This is a genomic window from Bradyrhizobium sp. Gha (assembly GCF_900113735.1).
Classification (GTDB): domain Bacteria; phylum Pseudomonadota; class Alphaproteobacteria; order Rhizobiales; family Xanthobacteraceae; genus Bradyrhizobium.
In genome coordinates this window covers 79,291-102,015 of the sequence record NZ_FOQM01000024.1, presented here as the reverse complement: position 1 = coordinate 102,015, position 22,725 = coordinate 79,291, and the positions used below count along the sequence as shown (strand labels likewise).

General features: G+C 65.1%; 20 protein-coding genes. 12 read left to right on the top strand and 8 right to left on the bottom strand.

Translation table 11 applies throughout. From position 1 onward, the window contains the following. Positions 1-49: 49 nt before the first annotated feature. Positions 50-1,027, bottom strand: a complete 978-nt coding sequence (locus tag BM222_RS25785) for a Bug family tripartite tricarboxylate transporter substrate binding protein (protein WP_092234072.1) — start codon at positions 1,025-1,027, stop codon at positions 50-52. Between the two features lie 181 nt (positions 1,028-1,208). On the opposite strand from BM222_RS25785, the gene proB reads away from it, so the two are divergent. The 10 genes from proB to BM222_RS25735 all read left to right on the top strand — a co-directional run bounded on the left by proB (position 1,209) and on the right by BM222_RS25735 (position 10,875). Beyond that, complete coding sequence (gene proB, locus BM222_RS25780) at positions 1,209-2,330, top strand: glutamate 5-kinase (protein ID WP_092234069.1); 1,122 nt, start codon at positions 1,209-1,211, stop codon at positions 2,328-2,330. 136 nt (positions 2,331-2,466) lie between these two features. After that, positions 2,467-3,762 carry a glutamate-5-semialdehyde dehydrogenase gene (locus tag BM222_RS25775; RefSeq protein ID WP_092234066.1) on the top strand — a complete coding sequence of 432 codons (1,296 nt, stop codon included), beginning with the start codon at positions 2,467-2,469 and terminating at the stop codon, positions 3,760-3,762. Positions 3,763-3,785: 23 nt separating this feature from the next. Beyond that, on the top strand, positions 3,786-4,430 hold the full coding sequence (locus BM222_RS25770; protein WP_177243459.1) for a nicotinate-nucleotide adenylyltransferase: 645 nt from the start codon (positions 3,786-3,788) through the stop codon (positions 4,428-4,430). A gap of 196 nt (positions 4,431-4,626) precedes the next feature. Next, complete coding sequence (gene rsfS / locus BM222_RS25765; RefSeq protein WP_027515020.1) at positions 4,627-4,983, top strand: ribosome silencing factor; 357 nt, start codon at positions 4,627-4,629, stop codon at positions 4,981-4,983. An 82-nt stretch (positions 4,984-5,065) separates the two neighbouring features. Then, positions 5,066-5,548, top strand: coding sequence for a 23S rRNA (pseudouridine(1915)-N(3))-methyltransferase RlmH (gene rlmH, locus BM222_RS25760; RefSeq protein ID WP_092234127.1), 483 nt, complete (start codon positions 5,066-5,068; stop codon positions 5,546-5,548). A 31-nt stretch (positions 5,549-5,579) separates the two neighbouring features. Next, positions 5,580-6,947 carry a murein hydrolase activator EnvC family protein gene (locus BM222_RS25755; RefSeq protein WP_092234063.1) on the top strand — a complete coding sequence of 456 codons (1,368 nt, stop codon included), beginning with the start codon at positions 5,580-5,582 and terminating at the stop codon, positions 6,945-6,947. Then, positions 6,944-8,308 (top strand): S41 family peptidase, encoded by a 1,365-nt coding sequence (locus tag BM222_RS25750; RefSeq protein WP_092234060.1) that lies wholly within the window; start codon positions 6,944-6,946, stop codon positions 8,306-8,308. Before BM222_RS25755 ends, BM222_RS25750 begins: the two co-directional genes overlap by 4 nt. Positions 8,309-8,490: 182 nt before the next feature. After that, the gene (locus BM222_RS25745; RefSeq protein WP_092234057.1) at positions 8,491-9,699 is read left to right on the top strand and encodes a divergent polysaccharide deacetylase family protein; all 1,209 of its coding nucleotides are present in this window, start codon (positions 8,491-8,493) and stop codon (positions 9,697-9,699) included. Between the two features lie 71 nt (positions 9,700-9,770). Then, positions 9,771-10,277, top strand: a complete 507-nt coding sequence (locus BM222_RS25740) for an RNA pyrophosphohydrolase (protein WP_092234054.1) — start codon at positions 9,771-9,773, stop codon at positions 10,275-10,277. A 97-nt stretch (positions 10,278-10,374) separates the two neighbouring features. Continuing rightward, positions 10,375-10,875: an RNA pyrophosphohydrolase gene (locus tag BM222_RS25735; protein ID WP_177243458.1), complete on the top strand. Its 501-nt coding sequence runs from the start codon at positions 10,375-10,377 to the stop codon at positions 10,873-10,875. A gap of 51 nt (positions 10,876-10,926) precedes the next feature. On the opposite strand, the gene BM222_RS25730 is transcribed toward BM222_RS25735, so the two are convergent. The 6 genes from BM222_RS25730 to BM222_RS25705 all read right to left on the bottom strand — a co-directional run bounded on the left by BM222_RS25730 (position 10,927) and on the right by BM222_RS25705 (position 17,898). Beyond that, positions 10,927-12,606, bottom strand: coding sequence for an adenylate/guanylate cyclase domain-containing protein (locus BM222_RS25730; RefSeq protein WP_092234049.1), 1,680 nt, complete (start codon positions 12,604-12,606; stop codon positions 10,927-10,929). Positions 12,607-12,755: 149 nt separating this feature from the next. Continuing rightward, on the bottom strand, positions 12,756-13,163 hold the full coding sequence (locus BM222_RS25725; protein WP_092234047.1) for a F0F1 ATP synthase subunit epsilon: 408 nt from the start codon (positions 13,161-13,163) through the stop codon (positions 12,756-12,758). Between the two features lie 110 nt (positions 13,164-13,273). Next, positions 13,274-14,707 (bottom strand): F0F1 ATP synthase subunit beta, encoded by a 1,434-nt coding sequence (gene atpD, locus BM222_RS25720; protein ID WP_092234044.1) that lies wholly within the window; start codon positions 14,705-14,707, stop codon positions 13,274-13,276. 83 nt (positions 14,708-14,790) lie between these two features. Further along, positions 14,791-15,663 carry a F0F1 ATP synthase subunit gamma gene (locus BM222_RS25715; RefSeq protein ID WP_092234041.1) on the bottom strand — a complete coding sequence of 291 codons (873 nt, stop codon included), beginning with the start codon at positions 15,661-15,663 and terminating at the stop codon, positions 14,791-14,793. Between the two features lie 145 nt (positions 15,664-15,808). Continuing rightward, on the bottom strand, positions 15,809-17,338 hold the full coding sequence (gene atpA, locus BM222_RS25710) for a F0F1 ATP synthase subunit alpha (RefSeq protein ID WP_092234038.1): 1,530 nt from the start codon (positions 17,336-17,338) through the stop codon (positions 15,809-15,811). Next, positions 17,338-17,898: a F0F1 ATP synthase subunit delta gene (locus BM222_RS25705; RefSeq protein ID WP_092234035.1), complete on the bottom strand. Its 561-nt coding sequence runs from the start codon at positions 17,896-17,898 to the stop codon at positions 17,338-17,340. Before BM222_RS25705 ends, atpA begins: the two co-directional genes overlap by 1 nt. 646 nt (positions 17,899-18,544) lie before the next feature. Between BM222_RS25705 and BM222_RS25700 the strand changes: the two genes are divergently transcribed. Continuing rightward, on the top strand, positions 18,545-19,051 hold the full coding sequence (locus BM222_RS25700; protein WP_092234032.1) for a septal ring lytic transglycosylase RlpA family protein: 507 nt from the start codon (positions 18,545-18,547) through the stop codon (positions 19,049-19,051). Between the two features lie 288 nt (positions 19,052-19,339). On the opposite strand, the gene BM222_RS25695 is transcribed toward BM222_RS25700, so the two are convergent. Further along, positions 19,340-21,550, bottom strand: coding sequence for a primosomal protein N' (locus tag BM222_RS25695; protein ID WP_092234029.1), 2,211 nt, complete (start codon positions 21,548-21,550; stop codon positions 19,340-19,342). A gap of 111 nt (positions 21,551-21,661) precedes the next feature. On the opposite strand from BM222_RS25695, the gene BM222_RS25690 reads away from it, so the two are divergent. After that, positions 21,662-22,627, top strand: a complete 966-nt coding sequence (locus BM222_RS25690; RefSeq protein WP_092234026.1) for a tyrosine recombinase XerC — start codon at positions 21,662-21,664, stop codon at positions 22,625-22,627. Positions 22,628-22,725 lie beyond the last annotated feature (98 nt).

The window sequence follows — 22,725 nt, the reverse complement described above, 5'->3', positions numbered from 1 at the left end:
CTGGATTGCTTCGTCGCAAGGGCTCCTCGCAATGACGGGTGGGGAGCCTTTAATTCTCGATCTTGTATCCCGTCGCCTTCACGATCGGCTGCCAGAACGCGGTGTTGGCGGCGAGTTCCTTGGTCAGCCCGTCTGCGCTGCTGCCGACCGGGATCAGGCCGATCGCCGTGAGCTTCTCCTTGACATCGGGCTTGGCCAGCGCCGCGCTCGCGGCCGCGCCTAACTTGCTCGCAAATTCCGCCGGGCTGCCGGCGGGAAGCCACATGCCGTACCAGGCGTCCGCCACGAGATCGATGCCATTCTCCTTCAGCGTCGGAACCTCAGGTGCAAACGGCGAACGCTCCGCGCTCGAGACCGCAACGATCTTCAGGCCGTTGGCACGATGCTGCGGCAGCGCATCGGCCAGCGTGGTGATCCCAAAGGAAATGTGCCCGCCGATGACGTCGTTGAGAACAGGCGCACTGCCGCGATAGGGCACGCGCGTCAGCGGGATACTGAGATCCCTCTCGAGCTTGGAGCCCATGAAGTGGGGGATAGTGCCGTTGCTGGGAACGCCGAACGACGTCTTGTCCGGATGCGCTTTCAGCCACGCCACAAATCCCTTGAAATCCGCAACATCGATCTCCCGGCCGATCACGACGGCGAATTCGAACCGTGCGAGCAGCGACACCGGCATGAAATCGTTGGCCGGGTCGAAGCTCGGTGTCGTCTCCACCATCGGCAGCAGGTACATGGTCGGCCCCGTCGTCACCAGCACCATGCTGCCGTCGGGGCTCGCACCCTTCACCGATTTGATGCCGATCAGGCCGTCGCCGCCGGTGCGGTTCTCGACCACCATGGTCCGTTGCAGCATTGGCGCGACCTCCTGCGCAATCAGCCGGCACAGCGTGTCGCCACCCGCGCCCGCCGCGAACGGAAAGATGATTTTGCTGAGCCCAGCCTGCGCTTGCGCCTCACCCGCCTGGGCCAGCAGCGGCAGGCCGAGACATCCTCCAAGACATCCGGCCATGAATTTACGGCGATCCATTCGTGTCCTCGTCCAGCCCGTGATTGGTTGACGGCATTAGAGCCGGGCTCGGCGGCAAGACAAGGCCGACCTTCGCCGTTTGCCGGGCCTGCTGCCTTGCGCCGGCCACCGTCCTGCTGCAAAAGCAGCCTCATCGGCGCTGCCCGTCGCTCCGCCGTTTCCAGAGCAACCTGACAACACCATGGCCAGCCCCGAACTCAGTCAATTCCGCCGCATCGTCGTCAAGGTCGGCTCCGCGCTGCTGGTCGATTCCGACAGGGGTGAGGTGCGCGCCTCCTGGCTCGCCGCGCTCGCCGACGACATGGCGAAGCTGCACAAGGGGGGCCGCGACGTTCTCGTCGTCTCCTCGGGCTCGATCGCGCTCGGCCGCAGCCGGCTGAAATTGCCTCGCGGTCCACTGAAGCTCGAGGAAAGCCAGGCGGCCGCAGCCGTCGGCCAGATCGCGCTGGCGCGGATCTGGTCGGAGGTGCTCGGCGCGCATGACATCGGCGCCGGCCAGATCCTGGTGACGCCTGGGGATACCGAAGAGCGCCGCCGCTATCTCAATGCCCGCTCCACGATCGGCAAGCTGCTGGAGTGGCGCGCGATCCCCGTCATCAACGAGAACGACACGGTTGCCACCACCGAGATCCGCTACGGCGACAACGACCGTCTCGCCGCCCGCGTTGCCACCATGGCGAGCGCCGATCTGCTGGTGCTGTTGTCCGACATCGACGGGCTCTACGACGCGCCGCCGAAGAACAATCCGAACGCAAAACTGATCCCCGTGGTCGAGAGCATTTCCTCGGAGATCGAGGCGGTGGCGGGAGACGCCGAGTCCGAACTGTCGCGCGGCGGCATGCGCACCAAGGTCGAGGCGGCCAAGATCGCCACGACTGGCGGCACGCATATGCTGATTGCATCAGGCAAGATCGAGCATCCGCTTCAGGCGATCGCCAATGGCGGCCGCTGCACCTGGTTCCTGACGCCGGCCAATCCCATCACGTCGCGAAAACGCTGGATCGCGGGCACGCTGGAGCCGAAGGGCACGCTGACCATCGACGCCGGTGCGGTGACGGCACTGCGCGCCGGCGCCAGCCTGCTGCCCGCCGGCGTGATCAAGGTGGAGGGCCAGTTCGCCCGCGGCGATGCCGTGATCGTGCGCGGCCCTGATAGCAGCGAGGTCGGCCGCGGCCTGATCGCTTACGATGCCGAGGTCGCCGAGCGCATCAAGGGCCGCTCGTCTCCAGACGTGATGAACATCCTCGGCATCAGCGGTCGCGCGGAGATGATCCACCGTGATGATCTGGTGGTGGGCGGGTAGGGCTGCGGCCCGATCGCTGGGCCAGTGACCCAGCTGGGGCGCGCACAACCCGGCGTACCTGCCATACCCTCCCCGCCCTTCGCAAAAGCGGGATTTCCGTGCTAGGACACCGCCTTAGCAGAAGGTTTGACACCCCATGGCCGCCCCCCTCAAAGCCGTCGACGGCAATGCCGATCTTCAGGCGCTGATGTCCGATCTCGCCACCCGTGCCCGCGCGGCCGCGCGCGTGCTGGCACTGGCGCCGCCGGAACAGAAGAACCGGGCGCTGGAAGCCATGGAGAAGGCGATCCGCAGCAATGCTGCGGCGATCCTTGCCGCAAATGCCGAGGACGTCGCGGAAGCCCGCGCCTCCGGCAACGCAACCTCCTCCTTCATCGATCGCCTGACGCTGACGCCGGCGCGGGTCGAAGGCATGGCGGAAGGCATCGCCGTCGTGCGCGGCATCGCCGATCCCGTCGGCATCGTCACCGAGAGCTGGCAGCGGCCGAACGGCATGATCATCGAGCGCGTGCGCGTGCCGCTCGGCGTCGTCGGCGTGATCTTCGAGAGCCGTCCCAACGTCGCGGCGGATGCTGGCGTGCTGTGCCTGAAGTCGGGCAATGCCGTGATCCTGCGCGGCGGCTCCGACAGTTTTCGCTCCTGCCGCGCCATCCATGAATGCCTCGTGCAGGGTTTGCGCGAAGCCGGACTGCCTGAAGCTGCGATCACGCTGGTGCCGACGCGCGACCGCGCGGCGGTCGGCATGATGCTATCGGGCCTTAACGGAGCGGTCGACGTGATCGTGCCGCGGGGCGGCAAGAGCCTCGTTGCGCGGGTCGAGCAGGAAGCGCGCGTGCCCGTGTTCGCGCATCTCGAAGGCGTCAATCACGTCTACATCGATGGCAGCGCCGACCTCGCCATGGCGAAGTCGATCGTGCTGAACGCCAAGATGCGCCGCACCGGCGTCTGTGGCGCGGCCGAAACGCTGCTGGTCGATCGCGCCGCAGCTGGCAAGAGCCTGAAGCCGCTGGTCGAGATGCTGCTCGACGCCGGCTGCGAAGTGCGCGGCGACGACGCCGTGCAGAAGACCGATTCGCGCGTAAAGCCTGCCAGCGAAGACGATTGGGACACCGAATATCTCGACGCGATCATCGCGGCCAAGGTGGTGGACGGCGTGGACGGCGCGATCGCGCATATCCAGGACCACGGCTCGCATCACACCGATGCGATCGTCAGCGAGAACGACGTGGCCGCGAAGAAATTCCTGAGCGAAGTCGATTCCGCGATCGTGCTCCACAACGCCTCGACGCAGTTCGCCGATGGCGGCGAGTTCGGCTTCGGCGCCGAGATCGGCATCGCCACCGGCCGCTTCCACGCCCGCGGCCCCGTCGGCGCCGAGCAGCTGACGAGCTTCAAGTATCGCGTTCACGGCACCGGGCAGACGCGGCCGTAAGTAGTGGTCGCAAGGCGGGGGCATTGAGTAACAAATTCGTCGTGCCGCGTTCGGTGGCGCAAGCGGCCCCGCCCTCGACCCCGGGCATGCGCATCGGCCTGCTCGGCGGCTCGTTCAATCCGCCGCACCAGGCCCATCGCGCGATCAGCCAATTCGCGCTCAAGCGATTGCAACTCGATCGCGTCTGGTGGCTCGTGACGCCGGGCAACCCGCTCAAGGAGAACGGCAATCTGCATGAGCTCGGCGAGCGCATGCAGGCCGCGCGTGACGTCGCTGAGGACCCCAGGATCGAGGTGAGCTGTCTCGAATCCGTCATTCGTACGCGCTACACTATCGACACGATCAACACCTTGCGCCGCCGCTTCAACGGCCTGCGCTTCGTCTGGATTATGGGCGCCGACAACCTCGCTCAATTCCATCGTTGGCAGGACTGGCGGCGTATCGCCGGCCAAGTGCCGGTTGCGGTCATCGATCGTCCGCCGCAGAGCTTTCGGGCCCTCGCCTCTCCCGCCGCCAAGGCGCTGGCGCGCTACCGCCTGCCGGAGAATAAGGCAGCCCTGCTTGCGGATCAGACGGCGCCGGCCTGGGTCTTCCTGACCGGATTGAAGCTGAATCTCTCCTCAACGGGCCTGCGGAACCCGGACGGGAGCTGGAAAGGTACGAAGTGAGACGGATTGTGCGCAGGGTTGGGGCTCTCTGGCATATTGAAACCCTTAACCCCACATGATGTAGTGTAGCCAGTGAGCGCTGGATTCGGCGTTCGCGATACAGTGAAAGGAATGGTCCCTGACCACATCTGTATTGTCCAAGTCTGTTTTACCCAAGGCAAAACCCGCGCGTAAAACATCGACCAAAGCTGCGGCCTTGAAGGCGCAACCCGACGCCGACAAGACGCTGAGCCTGATCCTCTCCCGCCTCGACGACATGAAGGCGGAAGAGACGGTCACCATCGACCTTCGCGGCAAATCGGCATACTCCGACTACATGATCGTCACCACCGGCCGGGTGAACCGGCACGTTGGCGCGATCGCGGAGAACGTCGCCAAAGGCCTCAAGGAAAACGGCATCAAGAACATCCACGTCGAGGGCTTGCCCAACTGCGACTGGGTGCTGATCGATTCCGGCGATGTGATCGTGCACGTGTTCAGACCCGAGGTCCGTGAGTTCTACAACCTCGAGAGACTGTACACGCAGGGCCCGGGGGCGGCGAAGGCGATCTAGGCTGACTTAAGCCGATTTCGCATCGGCTGACGCGCATGCTAGCGTCATGCGCGCGCATGGTGCGCGCGACTCAAGAGATGCTATGCGTGTTACCGTCATTGCGGTGGGCCGGCTGAAGCAGGGCCCCGAACGGGAGCTTGCCGACCGCTATTTCGAGCGGTTCGACGAGACCGGCCGCAAGCTCGGATTCCGTGAGCTCTCCGTCCACGAAATCCCGGAAAGCCGCGCACGCGACGCCGCAACGCGGATGACCGAGGAGGCCGCGGCGATCTCCGCGCATATCCCTGACAAGTCGATCCTGGTGGCGATGGACGAGCGCGGGCAAAATCTCGATTCCACCGTATTCGCACGGAATCTCGGGCGCTGGCGCGACGAGGGCGCCGGGCATACGATCTTCGTGATCGGAGGGGCGGACGGACTTTCGCCCGAATTGCGCCGTAAGGCAAAGCTCGCGATCGCGTTCGGCTCTGCGACCTGGCCGCATCAAATGGTCCGCGTCATGCTTCTGGAACAGCTGTATCGGGCCGCCACCATTCTGGCCGGCCACCCCTATCATCGCGCGTGATTCGCGCCACAACGAGCACCTTGCAGACGAGATGCGAGCGCCGATCCTCAATTTGCTGCTGATTGCGGGTTGCGCCGGCGCAAGCCTCTTCGCCGAAGAAAGCCTCGCGCAAGCTCAGACGGGGGCACCGGCGCCACAGACCGCAGCCATCTCGCCCGACGCCATCAAGCAGCGTGAGCAGGAGCTGGAGGCAGCGCGCGCCAGCCAGAAGAGCGCGGAGGAAGCGCAAGCCAAGCTGAAGGCCGAGATCGCCTCGCTCGGCCAGGACCGCACCCAGCTCAATCAGCAATTGATCGACACCGCCGCCAATGTTCGCACCGTCGAGACCAAGATCGACGCGGCCGAAGCGCGGCTGAAGACGCTGAACGGCCGCGAGCAGGCGGCCCGCGCCTCGCTCGATTCGCGCCGCGCCGACATCGTCGAGGTGCTGGCGGCCCTGCAACGCGCCGGCCGGCGCACGCCGCCAGCACTGCTGGTGCGGCCCGAAGATGCGCTGCAATCGCTGCGCACCGCGATGCTGCTCGGTGCCGTCGTGCCGGAATTGCGCGGCCGCGCCGAGAAGATCGCGGGCGAGCTCGGCGACCTCGTGGCCTTGCGCAAAACCATCGCCGCCGAGCGCGATCAGCTCGCATCCGACCGCGACAAGATTCGCAGCGACCAGACCCGCCTCACCGCCCTGGTCGACGAGCGCCAGCGGCAGCAATCCTCGCGCGAAAAGGACCTCGACGCCGAGAATTCGCGCGCCATCACCCTGTCAAAGCAGGTCGGCGATCTCCAGGGGCTGATCGCCAAGATGGAGCAGGACCTGCAAAGCGCCGCCAAGGCGGCCGAGAAAGCGGCCGAGGCCGCAAAGCAGGCCGAGGCCAACGAGGCTAAGGCAGCAGCGGCAAACGCGACGGCCGACGCCAAATCAGGGCCGGCCGTGTTCAAGGACCGCTCCCGGACCAGCCCGGCGATCTTGTTCGCCTCGGCGAAGGGGCTCCTGCCCATGCCGGTTAACGGTAACAAGATCAGGGACTTTGGCGGTTCCGACGGAATCGGTGGGGTTCAGAAGGGCATTTCGCTGGCTACCAAGCCTGGATCGCAGGTCACGACGCCCTGCGACGGCTGGGTGGTCTATGCCGGCCCGTTCCGCAGCTATGGACAACTCTTGATCCTCAATGCCGGGGGCGGGTATCATGTCCTGATCGCCGGGATGGAGCGCATTTCGGTAAACATCGGACAGTTTGTGCTCACGGGGGAGCCGGTCGCGACCATGGGGTCGACATCTCAGGTCGCCTCCATTCTCGCCACCAACGCGAGTCAACCTGTGCTGTATGTCGAGTTCCGCAAAGACGGCACTCCAATCGATCCAGGTCCATGGTGGGCCGCAAATGAAGGCGAGAAGGTTCGCGGATGATGCGCAAGACTTCAGTTATCCTCCTCAGCGCGGCCACCGGTGCGGCGCTGACGCTGTTCGTGACCCAGCCGCGCGCGGTCTTCATGGGCTCCAGTGCGCGAGCCGCGACCGCCGACACTTATCGCCAGCTCAATCTGTTCGGCGACGTGTTCGAGCGCGTGCGCTCCGACTATGTCGAGAAGCCCGACGACACCAAGCTGATCGAATCCGCCATCAGCGGCATGCTTTCCGGTCTCGATCCGCATTCGAGCTACATGGATGCCAAGAGCTTCCGCGACATGCAGGTGCAGACCCGCGGCGAGTTCGGCGGCCTCGGCATCGAGGTCACCATGGAAGACGGCCTGATCAAGGTGGTCTCACCGATCGACGATACGCCGGCCTCGCGCGCCGGCGTCATGGCCAACGACATCATCACCAATCTCGACGATGAGGCGGTGCAGGGCCTGACCCTGAACCAGGCGGTCGAGAAGATGCGCGGCCCCGTCAACACCAAGATCAAGCTCAAGATCATCCGCAAGGGCCAGGACAATCCGATCGACGTCACGCTGGTGCGCGACAACATCCGCGTTCGCTCGGTGCGCGCGCGCGTCGAGGCTGACGACATCGCCTATATCCGCATCACCACCTTCAACGAGCAGACCACCGAAGGCCTGAAGAAGGAGATTGCGAACCTCTCGAGCCAGATCGGCGACAAGCTCAAGGGCTACATCATCGACCTTCGCAACAATCCGGGCGGTCTGCTTGAGGAGGCCGTCACCGTGTCCGACTCCTTCCTGGAGAAGGGCGAGATCGTCTCGACGCGCGGCCGCAATGCCGAGGAGACCCAGCGCCGCGTCGCGCATGCGGGCGACCTCACCAAGGGCAAGCCTGTTATCGTGCTCGTCAACGGCGGTTCGGCCTCGGCGTCGGAAATCGTCGCCGGCGCGCTGCAGGACCACAAGCGCGCGACCATTGTCGGCACGCGCTCGTTCGGCAAGGGCTCGGTGCAAACCATCATCCCGCTCGGCTCGGGCAATGGCGCGCTGCGCCTGACCACCGCGCGCTACTACACGCCGTCGGGCAAGTCGATCCAGGCCAAGGGCATCGTTCCTGATATCGAGGTGCTGCAGGACGTGCCGGACGAGCTGAAGTCGCGCACCGACACCAAGGGTGAAGCTTCGCTCCGTGGCCATCTCAAGAACGACGGCGACGAGAAGACCGGTTCGCAGTCCTACGTTCCGCCTGATGCCAAGGACGACAAGGCGCTCAAGATGGCCGACGACCTGCTCCACGGCATCAAGAACAGCGCCAGCGCGGCGCCGCCGCCTGGCGGCGACAACAAGGCCGCGCCCGCGACGGACAAGCCCAAAGCCGCGAACTAAGGCCGCGAACTAAACGCGATCGACGCGATCGACGCGATCTGTTGTAAAAGGGCGGCTCCAAGAGCCGCCCTTTTTTGCTGCCGCCCTTTTTGCTTGGGAACTTCCGACATTCCCGGCCTATCCCGGCCTGCCGCCGCTTGACCGCGGCGTGGTATCGTCGGTGGAGTGATTCGGGATCTCGCATGACTGAAACGGCCGATGATCTGAGCACCCCGCTCGGACAGGACACGCCGCGCCGGAAACGACAGCTGCGGCTGCCGTTCACCGCCATGCAGTTGCTGGCTGTGATGCTCGGCCTGTTCCTGGTGACCTTCGCCGGCTTCGCCATCTTCAACAAGGACCCGCTCGGCGGCGAGCCGATGACGCGGATTGCGATTGGCGATCTCAAGGCTACGGACGCGAAGCCCGCCACCGGCCAGGGCGAGGAGAGCAAGCGCGCGGTCAAGGAGGCGGCGAAGGAAGCCGCCTCCGGCGATCAGAAAACCGTCACCATGATCGACGGCTCGACCGGCGCACGCCACGACGTGGTGATCGGCCCGGGCGACGCCGCCGACAAGGGCGAGGCGGCTTCCGCTCCGCCGCCCGTCATGACCGGGATCGATCCCAAGCTGCTGGAGAAGTCGCGCTACGGCATGATCCCCGCGGTATCGGGCGATCTCAAGCCGTTCAACGTCTACGCCGCCGAGGCTGACCGGGCCAAGGCCGCGAAGATGCCCGTGGTGGCGATCGTGATCGGCGGCCTCGGCGTCGGTGCTGCCAAGACCAGCGACGCCATCATGAAGCTGCCGGGCCCGGTGACGCTGGCCTTCACGCCCTATGGATCTGATCCCGGAAAGCTTGCCGAGCGCGCCCGCGCCCAGCGCCACGAGATCTTCCTGCAGATCCCGATGGAGCCGTACGATTTCCCGGACAATGATCCCGGCCCGCAAACCCTGCTGACCTCGCTCACGGCAGACCAGAACACCGATCGCCTCTACTGGCACCTGAGCCGGATGCAGGGCTATGCCGGCATCACCAATTTCATGGGCGCTCGCTTCGTGGCGACGGACGCGGCAATGCAGCCGATCATCCGCGAGGCCTCCAAGCGCGGTCTCGGCTTCTTCGACGACGGCTCCTCGCCGCGCAGCATCGCGGGCCAGGCGGCCGGCAGCCTCGCCGTGCCGTTCGGCAAGGGCGACATCGCGCTCGATGCGGTGCCGACCCCGACCGAGATCGACCGTGCGCTGAACAAGCTGGAATCGATGGCGAGGGAACGCGGCGTCGCCATCGGCACCGCCTCCGCGCTTCCCGTCTCGATCGAGCGGGTCGGCGCCTGGATCAAGACATTGAGCGACCGGGGTATCCTTTTGGTGCCATTGACAACCGCGATGCTGAAATCAAAATCCAGTTAAATCAAAGAATTGGTACGCCACGGGCCGGAGTGCCCGGCAGCGTTCCAGCAGTACCCGAGAGGTTAGGCGGAATGGCGCGTTACGAGGATCTGCCCTACCGAACCTGTGTCGGGGTCATGCTAATCAATCCGAAAGGCCTGGTGTTCATCGGCCGCCGTGCCGGCGGCATCGAGCATGTCGACGACGGCCATGTCTGGCAGATGCCGCAGGGCGGGGTCGATCCCGGCGAGGACAATTGGGCCGCTGCCAAGCGCGAGCTTTATGAAGAGACCAGCGTGCGCTCGATCGAGCGGCTCGGCGAGGTGCCGGACTGGCTGATCTACGACATTCCGCGCACGGTGGCGGGACGCGCCTGGAAGGGCCGCTACCGTGGCCAGCGCCAGAAATGGTTCGCGGTGCGCTTCACCGGCAACGACAGCGAGATCAATGTCGAGAAGCCCGGCGGCGGCGGCCACAAGGCCGAATTCGTCAGCTGGCGCTGGGAGCCGATGAAAAATCTGCCCGAGCTGATCATTCCGTTCAAGCGCCCTGTCTATGAGCGCGTGGTCAAGGAATTTTCCGCGCTCGCGAAGGACTGATCCACTGTCGCTCCGGGGCGATACGAAGTATCGAACCCGGAGCCTCGAGATTCCGGGTTCGCGCTTCGCGCGCCCCGGAATGACGAAAGATGCATTAGTGACCAACAACAAGCCCTACCGTCCCAATGTCGGGATCGCGCTGTTCAATGCCGGCGGCCGCGTGCTGATCGGGCACCGCTTCAAGGGCGACGGCCCCGAGATCATCCTGCCGGGGCTCGACTGGCAGATGCCGCAAGGCGGCGTCGACGAGGGCGAGAACCTTCGCGATGCCGCGGTGCGCGAGCTCTGGGAGGAGACCAGCGTCGTCAGCGCCTGTTATCTCGGCGAGACCGACTGGTTCACTTACGAGTTCCCGCCCTATGATGGGCCGCAGACCCATCGGCTGGCCAAATTCCGCGGCCAGCGGCAGAAGTGGTTCGCGCTGCGCTTCACCGGCAAGGAGGACGAGATCGACCCGCTGACGCCGCGTAACGGCCAGCCTGCGGAGTTCGACGCGTGGCGCTGGGAGCGGCTCGACCGCGTCGCCGACCTCGTGGTGCCGTTCCGCCGCGACGTCTATCGCGCGGTCGCCCGGGAGTTCGCGCCGTTCGCAAGCTGACTTCGCGAAAACAACCCCATGCACAGTAGGCCGGGGTTGGAAATCATTGAATTAATTGATCGGGCCCACCGTAAAAGGTCCGATCGCGATGACGTGGCAGTCGCTGTCGTGCTTGCCGCAATCGGCCATCGCCCCGTCCACGGCGGTCTGCTCGTCGGCGGCCTTCAGGCCCAGTCCGGGGCGGCCCGCGGTTCCGACCGCGACCGCATTCCAGCCCATGCCGTCGCCGAGCTTGCGCACGACATCGGGGCGGGCATCGGCCACGATCGAGGGATTGCTCGCGGCGTGGAAGAAGCCGTTTGCCCTGAGCAGGGTCGGGATTGGCACGACATAGACATCGTCAAGCGCCACGATCATGCAGGCAGAGCCTGCGAACGCGCCGCAGGATTCCAGCGAACGCCGCGCAGCCTCGTCGACCGAGGTCGCCCCCAGCGTCATGAAATACTGGCCGCCCGGCCCGAGCGCGACCGCGCGTGACTTTGCCGCCGGCGTGTAGACGTTCTCGATGCGGGTCCTGGCCTGGTCGCGCAGCAGCGGAAAATCTTTCGGCACGAGCGGGCGCTCGGTCATGCTGTCGTGCCGCACCCAGGGCGGCGGCGGCATCGGCGGATTACCGTGGCTGTAGACCACCTTGTTGCCGACCGCATAGAGCTCGCAGCGGCGCGGCGACTGCGCGGCATCCGCACGCTTTTGGCACTGATCGAGCGCGGCGGCGCGCGCAGCTTCCTCGTTCGGCTGATTGACCGAGGCGCCGGTGAAGCCGGTGATGTTCAGGGCGAAGGCCTTGTAATCGCCGGCGGCTGAATAATCATTGCCGAAATAGCTACGCACGCGCTCACTGACAAACGGCACTGCATCCACGGGGAGCTTGCCGTTCGGTGCCGCCGCCGGCGTCGGCATGGGCGTGGGCATCGGCGTGGCGGCAGCCATTTGGGTCGGTGTCGATGTCGGCGTCGGTGAAGGCATCGGCGCCTTCGCGGCCATCGTGGGTGTTGGACTCGGGGTCGCTGCGGCCGTCGCGCTCGGCAACGGAGCAGGCGTGGCTGACGCCGCGAGATCTGGTGTCTTGCCGGTCTCGAGCTTGGTGAAATAAAGGAGACCGCCGACGGCGATGGCGACGACCGAGACCACGCCGACCACCAATGGCCACATCCAGTTCGGCCGCTGCCCCGGCTTGGCGACCTTCTTCAGCTGCGGCGTCGCAAAAGTCCCGTCCTCACGCCGCATCGCCACCATGTAGGCGTGCACCGGCGTCGGGATGTTCTTCACCTCCTGCGCACCGATATCGGCGAACTGCACCGACAGCTTGTTGGCGACCTGCTCATACACGGCACGGGAGATGCAGATGCCGCCGACGTCAGCGAGGCCCTCGAGCCGGGCTGCGATATTGACGCCGTCGCCGAGCAGATCGCCGTCACGTTCGACGACGTCGCCGATGGTGATGCCGATCCGGAACGTCATCTGCCGGCTCGCCGGATAGGCCATGTTTCGGGTTCGCAAGGACTCCTGGATGTCGATCGCGCAGCGCACGGCTTCAACTGCGCTCGGGAATTCGGCGAGCACGGCGTCACCGGCGGTGTTGAAGATGCGTCCGCCGGCCTTGGCAATGAAGTCGTCTACGACCAGACGATAGGAGGCCAGACGCCGCAGCGTCTCCTCTTCATCCTCCGCGACCAGCCTTGAGTAACCGGCAATATCGGCTGCGAAAATCGCTGCGATCTTGCGTTTCATCTGCTACCGCCCCGAAACACATCCGCGGGCGCAGAATGCCGCCATCTCCGGCGCGGTGCAACAAAGTTTCAGCGCCCGCCATGTGTGATGACGAGCGCTGAACTTGTTCAGGAATTTAGAGCTTTGAGCCCCGAGCGGTGCACCGGGGCTTAGTGCATCGCCGTGGTGTTGAGCTGCTGCTGGATGCTCTTGAAGTGATCGAGCCGTTCGATGGCCTGATCGAGCTCGCCGCCTTCGTGCTCCTTCAGGCCTTCCTCCATCTCCGAGATGGTCTCGGCGAACTCGGCGCGGTCGAGCTCGGCCAGCGAGGTCGCGACGTCGGCAAGCACCGTCAGGCCCTTTTCGGAGACTTCGGCGAGACCGCCGAGCACGATGATCTTCTCGTGGCGGCCAGCGGTGGTGACGACGAGGATGCCGGGCCGGATCGCAGCCACGACAGGCGCGTGCCCCGCCAGCACGCCGAAGTCACCTTCGACGCCGGGAATGTCGACCTGATCGACTTCGCCCGAAAAGGCGAGCTTTTCCGGAGAGACGAGATCGAAGTGGAAGGTGGCCATGGTGTTTCCGTTGTTTTCCGCTTGTCACCCGCGGGCTTGACCCGCGGGTCCATCCATCAAAGCTCTCGTTCGATGGATCGCCGGAGCAAGTCCGGCGATGACACCTGGAGTTAAGCCGCTTCAGCGGCGAGCTTCTTGCCCTTCTCGACGGCTTCCTCGATGGTGCCGACCATGTAGAAGGCGGCTTCCGGCAGGTGGTCATACTTGCCTTCCACCAGGCCCTTGAAGCCCTTGATGGTGTCGGCGAGGTCGACGAACTTGCCCGGCGAGCCCGTGAAGATTTCGGCGACGTGGAACGGCTGCGACATGAAGCGCTCGACCTTGCGGGCGCGGGCCACGGTCAGCTTGTCCTCTTCCGAAAGCTCGTCCATGCCGAGAATGGCGATGATGTCCTGGAGCGCCTTGTAGCGCTGCAGCACCTGCTGGACCTGGCGGGCGACCGCGTAGTGCTCCTCGCCGACGACCAGCGGGGAGAGCATGCGCGAGGTCGAGTCGAGCGGGTCCACCGCCGGATAGATGCCCTTTTCGGCGATCGAGCGCGACAGCGTGGTGGTCGCGTCAAGATGCGCGAACGAGGTCGCGGGCGCCGGGTCGGTCAAGTCGTCGGCCGGAACGTAGATGGCCTGCACCGAGGTGATCGAGCCCTTCTGGGTGGTGGTGATGCGCTCCTGCAGCGCGCCCATGTCGGTCGCGAGCGTCGGCTGATAACCCACCGCGGAAGGAATACGGCCGAGCAGCGCCGAGACTTCCGAGCCGGCCTGGGTGAAGCGGAAGATGTTGTCGACGAAGAACAGCACGTCCTGGCCCTGGTCGCGGAAGTCTTCCGCGATGGTGAGACCCGTGAGCGCGACGCGGGCGCGGGCGCCCGGGGGCTCGTTCATCTGGCCGAACACCAGCGCGCACTTCGACTTCACGCTCGGATCCGGATTCTTCGGATCGGCATTGACCTTGGACTCGATGAACTCGTGATAGAGGTCGTTGCCCTCACGAGTGCGCTCACCGACGCCGGCGAACACGGAGTAACCACCGTGCGCCTTCGCGACGTTGTTGATCAGCTCCTGAATCAGCACGGTCTTGCCGACGCCGGCGCCGCCGAACAGGCCGATCTTGCCGCCCTTCGCATACGGAGCAAGAAGATCGACGACCTTGATGCCGGTGACCAGAATTTCAGCTTCCGTCGACTGGTCGGTGTAGGTCGGCGCTTCCTGGTGGATCGCGCGCAGGCCTTCCGTCTTGACGGGACCGGCTTCGTCGATCGGCTCGCCGATGACGTTGATGATGCGGCCGAGCGTGCCTTCACCGACGGGAACGCGGATCGGCGAACCGGTGTCGGTCACTTCCTGGCCGCGGACCAGACCTTCGGTGGTGTCCATCGCGATGGTGCGGACGGTGGACTCACCGAGATGCTGGGCGACTTCGAGCACCAGGCGGTTACCGCCGTTCTTGGTCTCGAGCGAGTTGAGAATGGCCGGGAGGTGGCCTTCGAACTGCACGTCGACGACGGCGCCGATGACCTGGGTGACGCGACCGACCTGGGCTGCCATTGAATGTCTCCTTCGATCCGAACTTCTAAGCCGCGATCAGCTTGACCGCGATGTTGCGTGTGATGGGTACTGAAGCGCCTTGGTCAGACGGCCTCGGCACCCGAGATGATTTCGATCAGTTCCTTGGTGATCTGCGCCTGACGCGTGCGGTTGTAGACCAGCGTCTGCTTGCGGATCATCTCACCGGCGTTGCGCGTCGCGTTGTCCATCGCGCTCATCTGAGCGCCGTAGAACGAGGCGTTGTTCTCGAGCAGCGCGCGGAAGATCTGGACAGCGAGGTTGCGCGGCAGAAGACGGGTGAGAATCTCGTCCTCTTCGGGCTCGTATTCGTAAGACGTCGTGTTGGCGCCCGCGTCCTCCTCGACGACCAGCGGGATGATCTGCTGGGCGGTCGGGATCTGCGCGATCACCGAACGGAAGCGCGAGTAGAACAGCGTGCAGACGTCGAACTCGCCGGCGTCGAAGCGCGCCAGAACCTTCTTGGCGATATCCTCGGCATTGACGAAGCCGAGCTGGCGCACGCTGCGCAGGTCGAGATGCTCGACGATCTGCTTGTCGAACTGCCGGCGGAGCTGCTCGTAACCCTTGCGGCCGACGCAGAAGAATTTCACGTCCTTGCCCTGCGCGATCAGCGCCAGGGCGCGCTCGCGGGCGAGACGCACGATCGACGAGTTGAAGGCGCCCGACAGGCCGCGCTCGCCGGTGCAAACCAGCAGCAGGTGAACCTGATCGCGGCCGGTGCCGGCCAGCAGCACCGGCGCACCGGGCGAACCTGCCGCGGCGCTGGCGATGTTGGAGATCACGGCGCTCATCTTGTCGGCATAAGGACGCGCCGCTTCCGCCGCGGTCTGCGCACGTCGCAGCTTCGAGGCCGCGACCATCTGCATGGCCTTGGTGATCTTCTGCGTCGCCTTGGTGGAGGCGATGCGCACGCGCATGTCTTTAAGTGACGCCATTCTTCGTTCACCCCGGCGGCCTGACCTTCGGCCCGACCGCAACCTATCCATTCGTCATGCCCGGGCTCGTCCCGGGCATCCACGCAGCCGCCTCACACGCCGATAGACGTGGATGGCCGGGACAAGCCCGGCCATGGCGGCAGTTTTATGCAAAGGACTTCGCAAAGCCTTCGACCACCGACTTCAGCTTGGCAGCAGTGTCGTCGGAGAGGTCTCGGCTGTCGCGGATCGTATTGAGGATGTCGACGTGCTTGCCGCGCAGCAGCGACAGCAGGCCGTCCTCGAACGCGCGCACCTTGTTGACCGGAAGCGGATCGAGATAGCCGTTGGTGCCGGCCCAGATCACGCAGACCTGCTCTTCCATCTTCAGCGGCGAGAATTGCGGCTGCTTCAGGAGTTCGGTCAGGCGCGAACCGCGGTTCAGCAGGCGCTGGGTCGAGGCGTCGAGGTCGGAGCCGAACTGCGCGAACGCCGCCATTTCGCGGTACTGCGCGAGCTCGCCCTTGATCTTGCCGGCGACCTTCTTGGTGGCCTTGGTCTGCGCCGAGGAGCCGACGCGCGACACCGACAGACCGACGTTCACCGCGGGACGGATGCCCTGGAAGAACAGGTCGGTTTCCAGGAAGATCTGGCCGTCGGTGATCGAGATGACGTTGGTCGGGATGTAGGCCGACACGTCGTTGGCCTGGGTTTCGATGACAGGCAGCGCGGTCAGCGAGCCCGAGCCATGGTCCTTGTTCAGCTTCGCCGCGCGCTCGAGCAGGCGGGAATGCAGGTAGAACACGTCGCCCGGATAGGCTTCGCGGCCCGGCGGGCGGCGCAGCAGCAGCGACATCTGGCGGTAGGCGACGGCCTGCTTGGACAGGTCGTCATAGATGATGACCGCGTGCATGCCGTTGTCGCGGAAGAACTCGCCCATGGTGCAGGCGGTGAACGGCGCGATGTACTGCATCGGCGCCGGATCGGACGCGGTGGCGGCGACGACGATCGAGTATTCGAGCGCGCCCTGCTCTTCCAGCACCTTCACGAACTGGGCAACCGTCGAACGCTTCTGGCCGACCGCGACGTAGACGCAGTACAGCTTGATGTTCTCGTCCGGCTGTGCGTTGAGCGGCTTCTGGTTCAGGATGGTATCGAGCGCGATCGCGGTCTTGCCGGTCTGACGGTCGCCGATGATCAGCTCGCGCTGGCCGCGGCCGATCGGGATCAGGGCGTCGATCGCCTTGAGGCCGGTCGCCATCGGCTCGCTCACCGATTTGCGCGGAATGATGCCGGGCGCCTTGACGTCGACGCGCATGCGCTTGTCGGCCTGGATCGGGCCCTTGCCGTCGATCGGGTTGCCGAGCGCGTCGACGACGCGGCCGAGCAGGCCCTTGCCGACAGGCGCGTCCACGATGGCGCGGGTGCGCTTGACGGTCTGGCCTTCCTTGATTTCGCGGTCGGCACCGAAAATAACGACACCGACGTTGTCGGTTTCGAGGTTCAGCGCCATGCCGCGGGTGCCGTTCTCGAACTCGACCATTTCACCGGCCTGGACGTTGTCCAGACCGTAGACGCGGGCGATGCCGTCGCCGACGGACAACACCTGTCCGACTTCGGAGACTTCAGCTTCCTGGCCGAAATTCTTGATCTGGTCCTTGAGGATCGCGGAAATTTCCGCGGCGCGGATGTCCATCAGCCTGCCTCTTTCATCGCGTGCTTGATCGAATTGAGTTTGGTGCGAAGCGAACTATCGATCATGCGGCTGCCAAGCTTGACGACGAGACCACCGATGATCGAGGGATCGATCTTCACGTTGAGCGCGACGTCCTTGCCGGTCACCGACTTCAGGGCAACCTTGAGGGCGTCGAGATTCTTGTCCGAGAGGGCTTCCGCGACCGTGACATCCGCCGTCGCCTCGCCCTTGAACCTGGCGACCAGGGCGCGATAGGCGCGAATGACGTCAGCCACCGCGAACAGACGGCGGTTGACGGTCAGCACTTTCAGGAAATTGGCGGAAATGCCGGATATGCCCGCCTTGTCGAGCACGGCCGAGAGGGCCTTGGACTGGGCGTCAGCCGCAAAAACCGGGCTGCGGACGAGGCGCTTGAGGTCAGCGCTTTCGTTCAGCAGACCCTCGAACTTGTCGAGATCGGCTTTGACCTCATCGACCACTTTGTGGTCGCGGGCGAGTTCAAACAAGGCCGTTGCATAACGACCCGACACACCTGAAACGGACGTATCTTCTGCAGCCACAGACGCGCTCTTTGTGCTGTCAAATTCGCAAGGGAAAAACCGTCGCCGCAACGCGGCGCCTAGCGATCCAAGCCCTTGGAATTCAAGCGGGACTTTGATTCTCGGCCGACACGGGGACGTGCCGGGTCCGTTAAAATCGCGGCTTTGCTAACATAGCAGGCGCGCACGTGCAACATGACGCCAAATTAAAGGCACGAGGTTCTGTCGCCGTTTGTCGCAGTTCGCGACGGCTGCGGCGACGGCTGGCCCTGAGCTGCCATGCCACGGAATTGCCCGGGGCTTTTGTCGCCAACCCACCCATTCGTTCCCGCCTTCAGCGCATACCGGCCATGAACACGGCTCGCTGAGCCGTGACTCCGGCCACACCGATCGCCGCAACGGAATACTTACCCAATTCTAAACAGGAAGATTAATAACTTCGTTTTACAGTATAGCCAAGTAATAGATTGGTTAAACAATCGTTAAAGCGAAAGAATTGGGAACTCAGGCTGAATATCGATTCAGATCACAAGATATTTCATGACGACACGGATCGGATTTACTGCCCAATTCACGCCTCATTAGGAATCCAAACGCGAACCCGCTCACAAACTGATGGGGGCTCCATTAGCCACATATGTGGCAATACTAGCGTAGGGACCACTAAATGCTGTCTTTGAAGACGCTGGGCACTGCGACCCGGCCGCGCACGGCGATCGCTTTCGTCGCTGCAACTCTCATCGTCGGTGGAACTGCCACCGAAGCTTCCGCCAAATCCAGGCATCACCACCGGGGTTCTCACCACCACCGCCACCACGCCCAGGCTGACACCGCTGCGAACTCCGGTTGGCTCAACGCCAATGCGTCGATGACGCCGTCCCAGGGCACCGGCCGCAGCTTCTCCGGCATGGCTTCCTATTACGGCAACGAGTCCGGCAGCCGCACCGCCTCGGGCCAGCGCTTCAACCAGAACGCCCTGACCGCAGCGCACCGCTCGCTGCCGTTCGGCACCAAGCTGCGCGTCACCCATGGCGGCCAGAGCGTCATCGTCACCATCAACGACCGTGGCCCGTTCGTGCGCGGCCGCGTGCTCGATCTCTCCACCGGCGCTGCCCGCGCCATCGGCCTCACCGGTGCCGGCGTCGGCCGCGTCACCGCGGAAGTGATCTCCTGACGGCGATCTCGCGCCTCAGCCCACACGCGCAGTTTTCATCGGTTTGATGCGCGCATGAAACAAGCCCGCGGTCTTGGGGGACCGCGGGCTTTTTGTTGGGCTCGTCGCGAAGCAATCCAGGCTGTCGCCTCACCCTCCGCCGTCATTCCCCGCGAAAGCGGGGAATCCAGTACGCCGCGGCCTATCGATTGAACCACTGCTGCTCCGGAGTACTGGATCGCCCGGTCAAGCCGGGCGATGACAGCTGAGTATATGGCGCCCGCAACGACTGCGGACGAGTCTTGATCGCTACAAAAAGCTCTGCGGGTCGACGTCCACCTCGAGCTTCTGGTTGCCCTTCGGCTTCGGACACACCGCGAGCCAGTTGCGCAAATAATCCGAGAGATCGAAGCCGCGCGCCGATTTCACCAGGATGCGGAAGCGGTAGCGGCCCTTGATGACGGCGAGCGGGGCTTCGGCGGGGCCGAGCACGACCACGCGCTCGTCGCGCGGCGCGCGTGCCACGAGCTGGCGGCCGAGGCCTTCGGCGCTCGGACGATCACCCGCGGAAATGATCAGGCTGGCGAGGCGTCCGAACGGCGGATAGAGCGTCTTCTCGCGCAGATCGATCTCGCTGTCGTAGAAAGCCTCGCGATCGCAGGCGATCAGCGCCTTCATCACGGGATGATCAGGCTGATGCGTTTGCAGATAGCCGACGCCGCGGCCCTGCTCGCGCCCGGCACGGCCGATCACCTGGTTGAGCAATTGCCAGGTCCGTTCCGCCGCGCGCGGATCACCGTTGCTGAGGCCGAGATCCGCATCGACCACCCCGACGAGATTCAGCCGCGGAAAATTGTGCCCCTTGGCGACGAGCTGCGTGCCGATGATGATGTCGACGCGGCCTTCCGCGATCTCGTTTAGCTCGCTTCGCATCGTCTCGATCGAGGTGATGAGATCGCTCGACAGCACCATGGTGCGCGCATCGGGGAAAAGCGCCGCCGCCTCCTCCTGCAAGCGCTCGACGCCGGGGCCAACCGCCACCAGCGATTCCTCCGCCGCGCAATGCGGACAGGTTGGGGGCCGCGGCATCGAGAAGCCGCAATGGTGACAGACGAGCCGCTGGCGAAAGCGGTGATCGACCAGCCAGGCGTCGCAGATGGTGCAGGCGAAGCGATGGCCGCAGCCGCGGCACAGCGTCAGCGGCGCATAGCCGCGGCGATTGAGGAACAGCAGCGCCTGCTCGCGCTTCTCGATCGCCTTTCTGATCTCTCCGGCCAGCCGCGGCGAGATGTAGCGGCCGCGCGCCGGCGGCTCGCGGCGCAAGTCGATGGCCTCGATATGCGGCATGTGCTGGCCGCCGAAGCGCGACGGCAGCGCGATGCGCTGATAGCGATTCTTGCGCGCATTGACCTCCGACTCGACCGACGGCGTCGCCGACGCCAGCACGATCGGGATCTTGGCGATATGCGCGCGCACCACCGCCATGTCGCGGGCGTGGTAGTGCACGCCCTCGTCCTGCTTGTAGGCCTGATCGTGCTCTTCATCGACGACGATGAGGCCGAGATTGGCGTAGGGTAGAAACAGCGCCGAGCGCGCGCCGACCACGACCGGCGCGGTGCCCTCGGAGATCGCGGCCCAGTTGCGCGCGCGGGTGCGCGGCGTGAGCTCGGAATGCCATTCGATCGGGCGCACGCCAAAGCGCTGGGCGAAACGGTCGAGAAACTGACCGGTCAACGCGATCTCCGGCATCAGGATCAGCGACTGCCTGCCGCGGCGGATCGTTTCCGCAACCGCCTCGAAATAGACCTCGGTCTTGCCGGAGCCGGTGACGCCGTCGAGCAGCGCGACGTGAAAGGTGCCGTTGGCCGCGAGCGCGCGCATCGCATCGACGCCGGCGCGCTGGAGCGGCGAGAAATCGGGACGGCCGAACCCGGGATCGGGCGCCGGCGGCGGGGGTGGCGGCGGCATCGGCTCGACCGTCAGCGTGCCCTCGTCGACGAGGCCGTCGATCACGCCGGCGGACACGCCGGCTTCCCTGGCGGCCTCGGATTTGCCGTGCAGCAGCCGGTCCGACAGCAGCTCGATGACGCGCTGACGCGACGGCGTCAGCCGGCGCGGGGGATCACCGGTTAGCCGCACGCCGGCGCGGACGCGCTCGGGACCGAGGTTCTCGCCCATGCGCAGGCACATCCGCAGCACCATGCCGCGCGGGCTGAGCGTGTAATTGGCCACCCAGTCGACGACCGAACGCAGCTCCCCCTTGAGCGAGGCAACGTCCAGCTTCTCGCTGACCTCCTTGAGTCGGTTATGCAGGCGTGGATCGGGATTGGCGTTTTCGCCCCAGACCACGGCGAGCACCTCACGGGGCCCGAGCGGCACAGCAACGAGATCGCCGGCCTTCAGCTCCATGCCCACCGGCACCTTGTAGGAATAGGTCTGGTCGAGCGCGACGGGCACCAGCACGTCGACCATGCGGGTCGCGTTGGCGGGGACGGTCGTGCTGCGCGACGTATGATCCATGGAGAGAATCGGAACCTCGGGGGCTTCGAGGCTATCGCCCCGGGTCCGCCTTAGCGAACAGTAAACGTGTATGGTGCGATATACTGTGCGGAATCATTCCGTCCAGAGCGCATGAGCAAACCGGCCGCCCCTCCACTCGAGCTCGCCAGCGCCGATCCCTCGATCGCGCAGGAGATGGCGCGCTGGCTGTCGCATCTCGGCGCCGAGCGACGGCTGTCGCCGAAGACGCTGGAGGCCTATGGCCGCGACCTCAGGCAGTGCCTGGATTTCCTGTGCAGCCATTGGGGCGAGCGTGTCACGCTGGAGCGCTTTGCCTCGCTTGAAGCCACCGACGTGCGCGCCTTCATGGCGATGCGGCGCGCCGACGATATTGCCGGCCGCTCGCTGATGCGCGCGCTGGCGGGCCTGCGCTCGTTCGGCCGCTTCCTCGAACGCGAAGGCAAAGGCAAGGTCGGCGCGCTCTCCGCCATCCGCGCGCCGAAGGTCGCCAAGACGCTGCCGAAGCCCTTGCCGATGGCATCTGCAAAACGTCTGGCCGATGCCGACGAGCGCGCCGGCGAGGATCGCGAGACCTGGATCCTGGTGCGCGACGCGGCGGTGATGGCGCTGCTGTATGGCTCGGGCCTGCGCATCTCCGAAGCGCTCGGGCTGAAGCGGCGCGAGGTGCCGAAATCAGGCGAAGGCGACGTGCTGGTCGTGACAGGCAAAGGCAACAAGACACGCATGGTGCCGGTGCTGCAAAATGTGCTCGCGCTGATCGACGAATATGCCGCGATGTGCCCGCATGCGCTGCCTCCGGAGGGGCCGATCTTCGTCGGCGCGCGCGGCGGGCCGCTCAGTCCGCGCATCATCCAGCTCGCGATGGAGCGGCTGCGCGGTGCGCTCGGCCTGCCTGACAGCGCGACGCCGCACGCGCTGCGTCACTCGTTCGCAACGCACCTGCTCTCGCGCGGCGGGGATCTGCGCGCCATTCAGGAATTGCTCGGTCACTCCTCGCTTTCAACCACGCAGATCTATACCGGGATCGATTCCGAGCGGCTGCTGGAAGTCTATGCCAGCGCGCATCCAAGACGCTGAAGAGCTCGTTGGTTCCTGACATCAAGCTGTCATCGCAAGCATGCCTCTTGCGCAGGCCGCGCGGTTCGGTCAATCGTTGCCGAACCGAACAGGAGGGG

Excerpts from the sequence above, each read along its gene's own strand:
- BM222_RS25785 (WP_092234072.1), bottom strand. The coding sequence starts at position 1,027 with ATGGATCGCCGTAAATTCATGGCCGGATGTCTTGGAGGATGTCTCGGC.
- proB (WP_092234069.1), top strand. The coding sequence starts at position 1,209 with ATGGCCAGCCCCGAACTCAGTCAATTCCGCCGCATCGTCGTCAAGGTC.
- BM222_RS25775 (WP_092234066.1), top strand. The coding sequence starts at position 2,467 with ATGGCCGCCCCCCTCAAAGCCGTCGACGGCAATGCCGATCTTCAGGCG.
- rlmH (WP_092234127.1), top strand. The coding sequence starts at position 5,066 with ATGCGTGTTACCGTCATTGCGGTGGGCCGGCTGAAGCAGGGCCCCGAA.
- BM222_RS25755 (WP_092234063.1), top strand. The coding sequence starts at position 5,580 with ATGCGAGCGCCGATCCTCAATTTGCTGCTGATTGCGGGTTGCGCCGGC.
- BM222_RS25750 (WP_092234060.1), top strand. The coding sequence starts at position 6,944 with ATGATGCGCAAGACTTCAGTTATCCTCCTCAGCGCGGCCACCGGTGCG.
- BM222_RS25745 (WP_092234057.1), top strand. The coding sequence starts at position 8,491 with ATGACTGAAACGGCCGATGATCTGAGCACCCCGCTCGGACAGGACACG.
- BM222_RS25740 (WP_092234054.1), top strand. The coding sequence starts at position 9,771 with ATGGCGCGTTACGAGGATCTGCCCTACCGAACCTGTGTCGGGGTCATG.
- BM222_RS25730 (WP_092234049.1), bottom strand. The coding sequence starts at position 12,606 with ATGAAACGCAAGATCGCAGCGATTTTCGCAGCCGATATTGCCGGTTAC.
- BM222_RS25725 (WP_092234047.1), bottom strand. The coding sequence starts at position 13,163 with ATGGCCACCTTCCACTTCGATCTCGTCTCTCCGGAAAAGCTCGCCTTT.
- atpD (WP_092234044.1), bottom strand. The coding sequence starts at position 14,707 with ATGGCAGCCCAGGTCGGTCGCGTCACCCAGGTCATCGGCGCCGTCGTC.
- BM222_RS25715 (WP_092234041.1), bottom strand. The coding sequence starts at position 15,663 with ATGGCGTCACTTAAAGACATGCGCGTGCGCATCGCCTCCACCAAGGCG.
- atpA (WP_092234038.1), bottom strand. The coding sequence starts at position 17,338 with ATGGACATCCGCGCCGCGGAAATTTCCGCGATCCTCAAGGACCAGATC.
- BM222_RS25700 (WP_092234032.1), top strand. The coding sequence starts at position 18,545 with ATGCTGTCTTTGAAGACGCTGGGCACTGCGACCCGGCCGCGCACGGCG.
- BM222_RS25695 (WP_092234029.1), bottom strand. The coding sequence starts at position 21,550 with ATGGATCATACGTCGCGCAGCACGACCGTCCCCGCCAACGCGACCCGC.
- BM222_RS25690 (WP_092234026.1), top strand. The coding sequence starts at position 21,662 with ATGAGCAAACCGGCCGCCCCTCCACTCGAGCTCGCCAGCGCCGATCCC.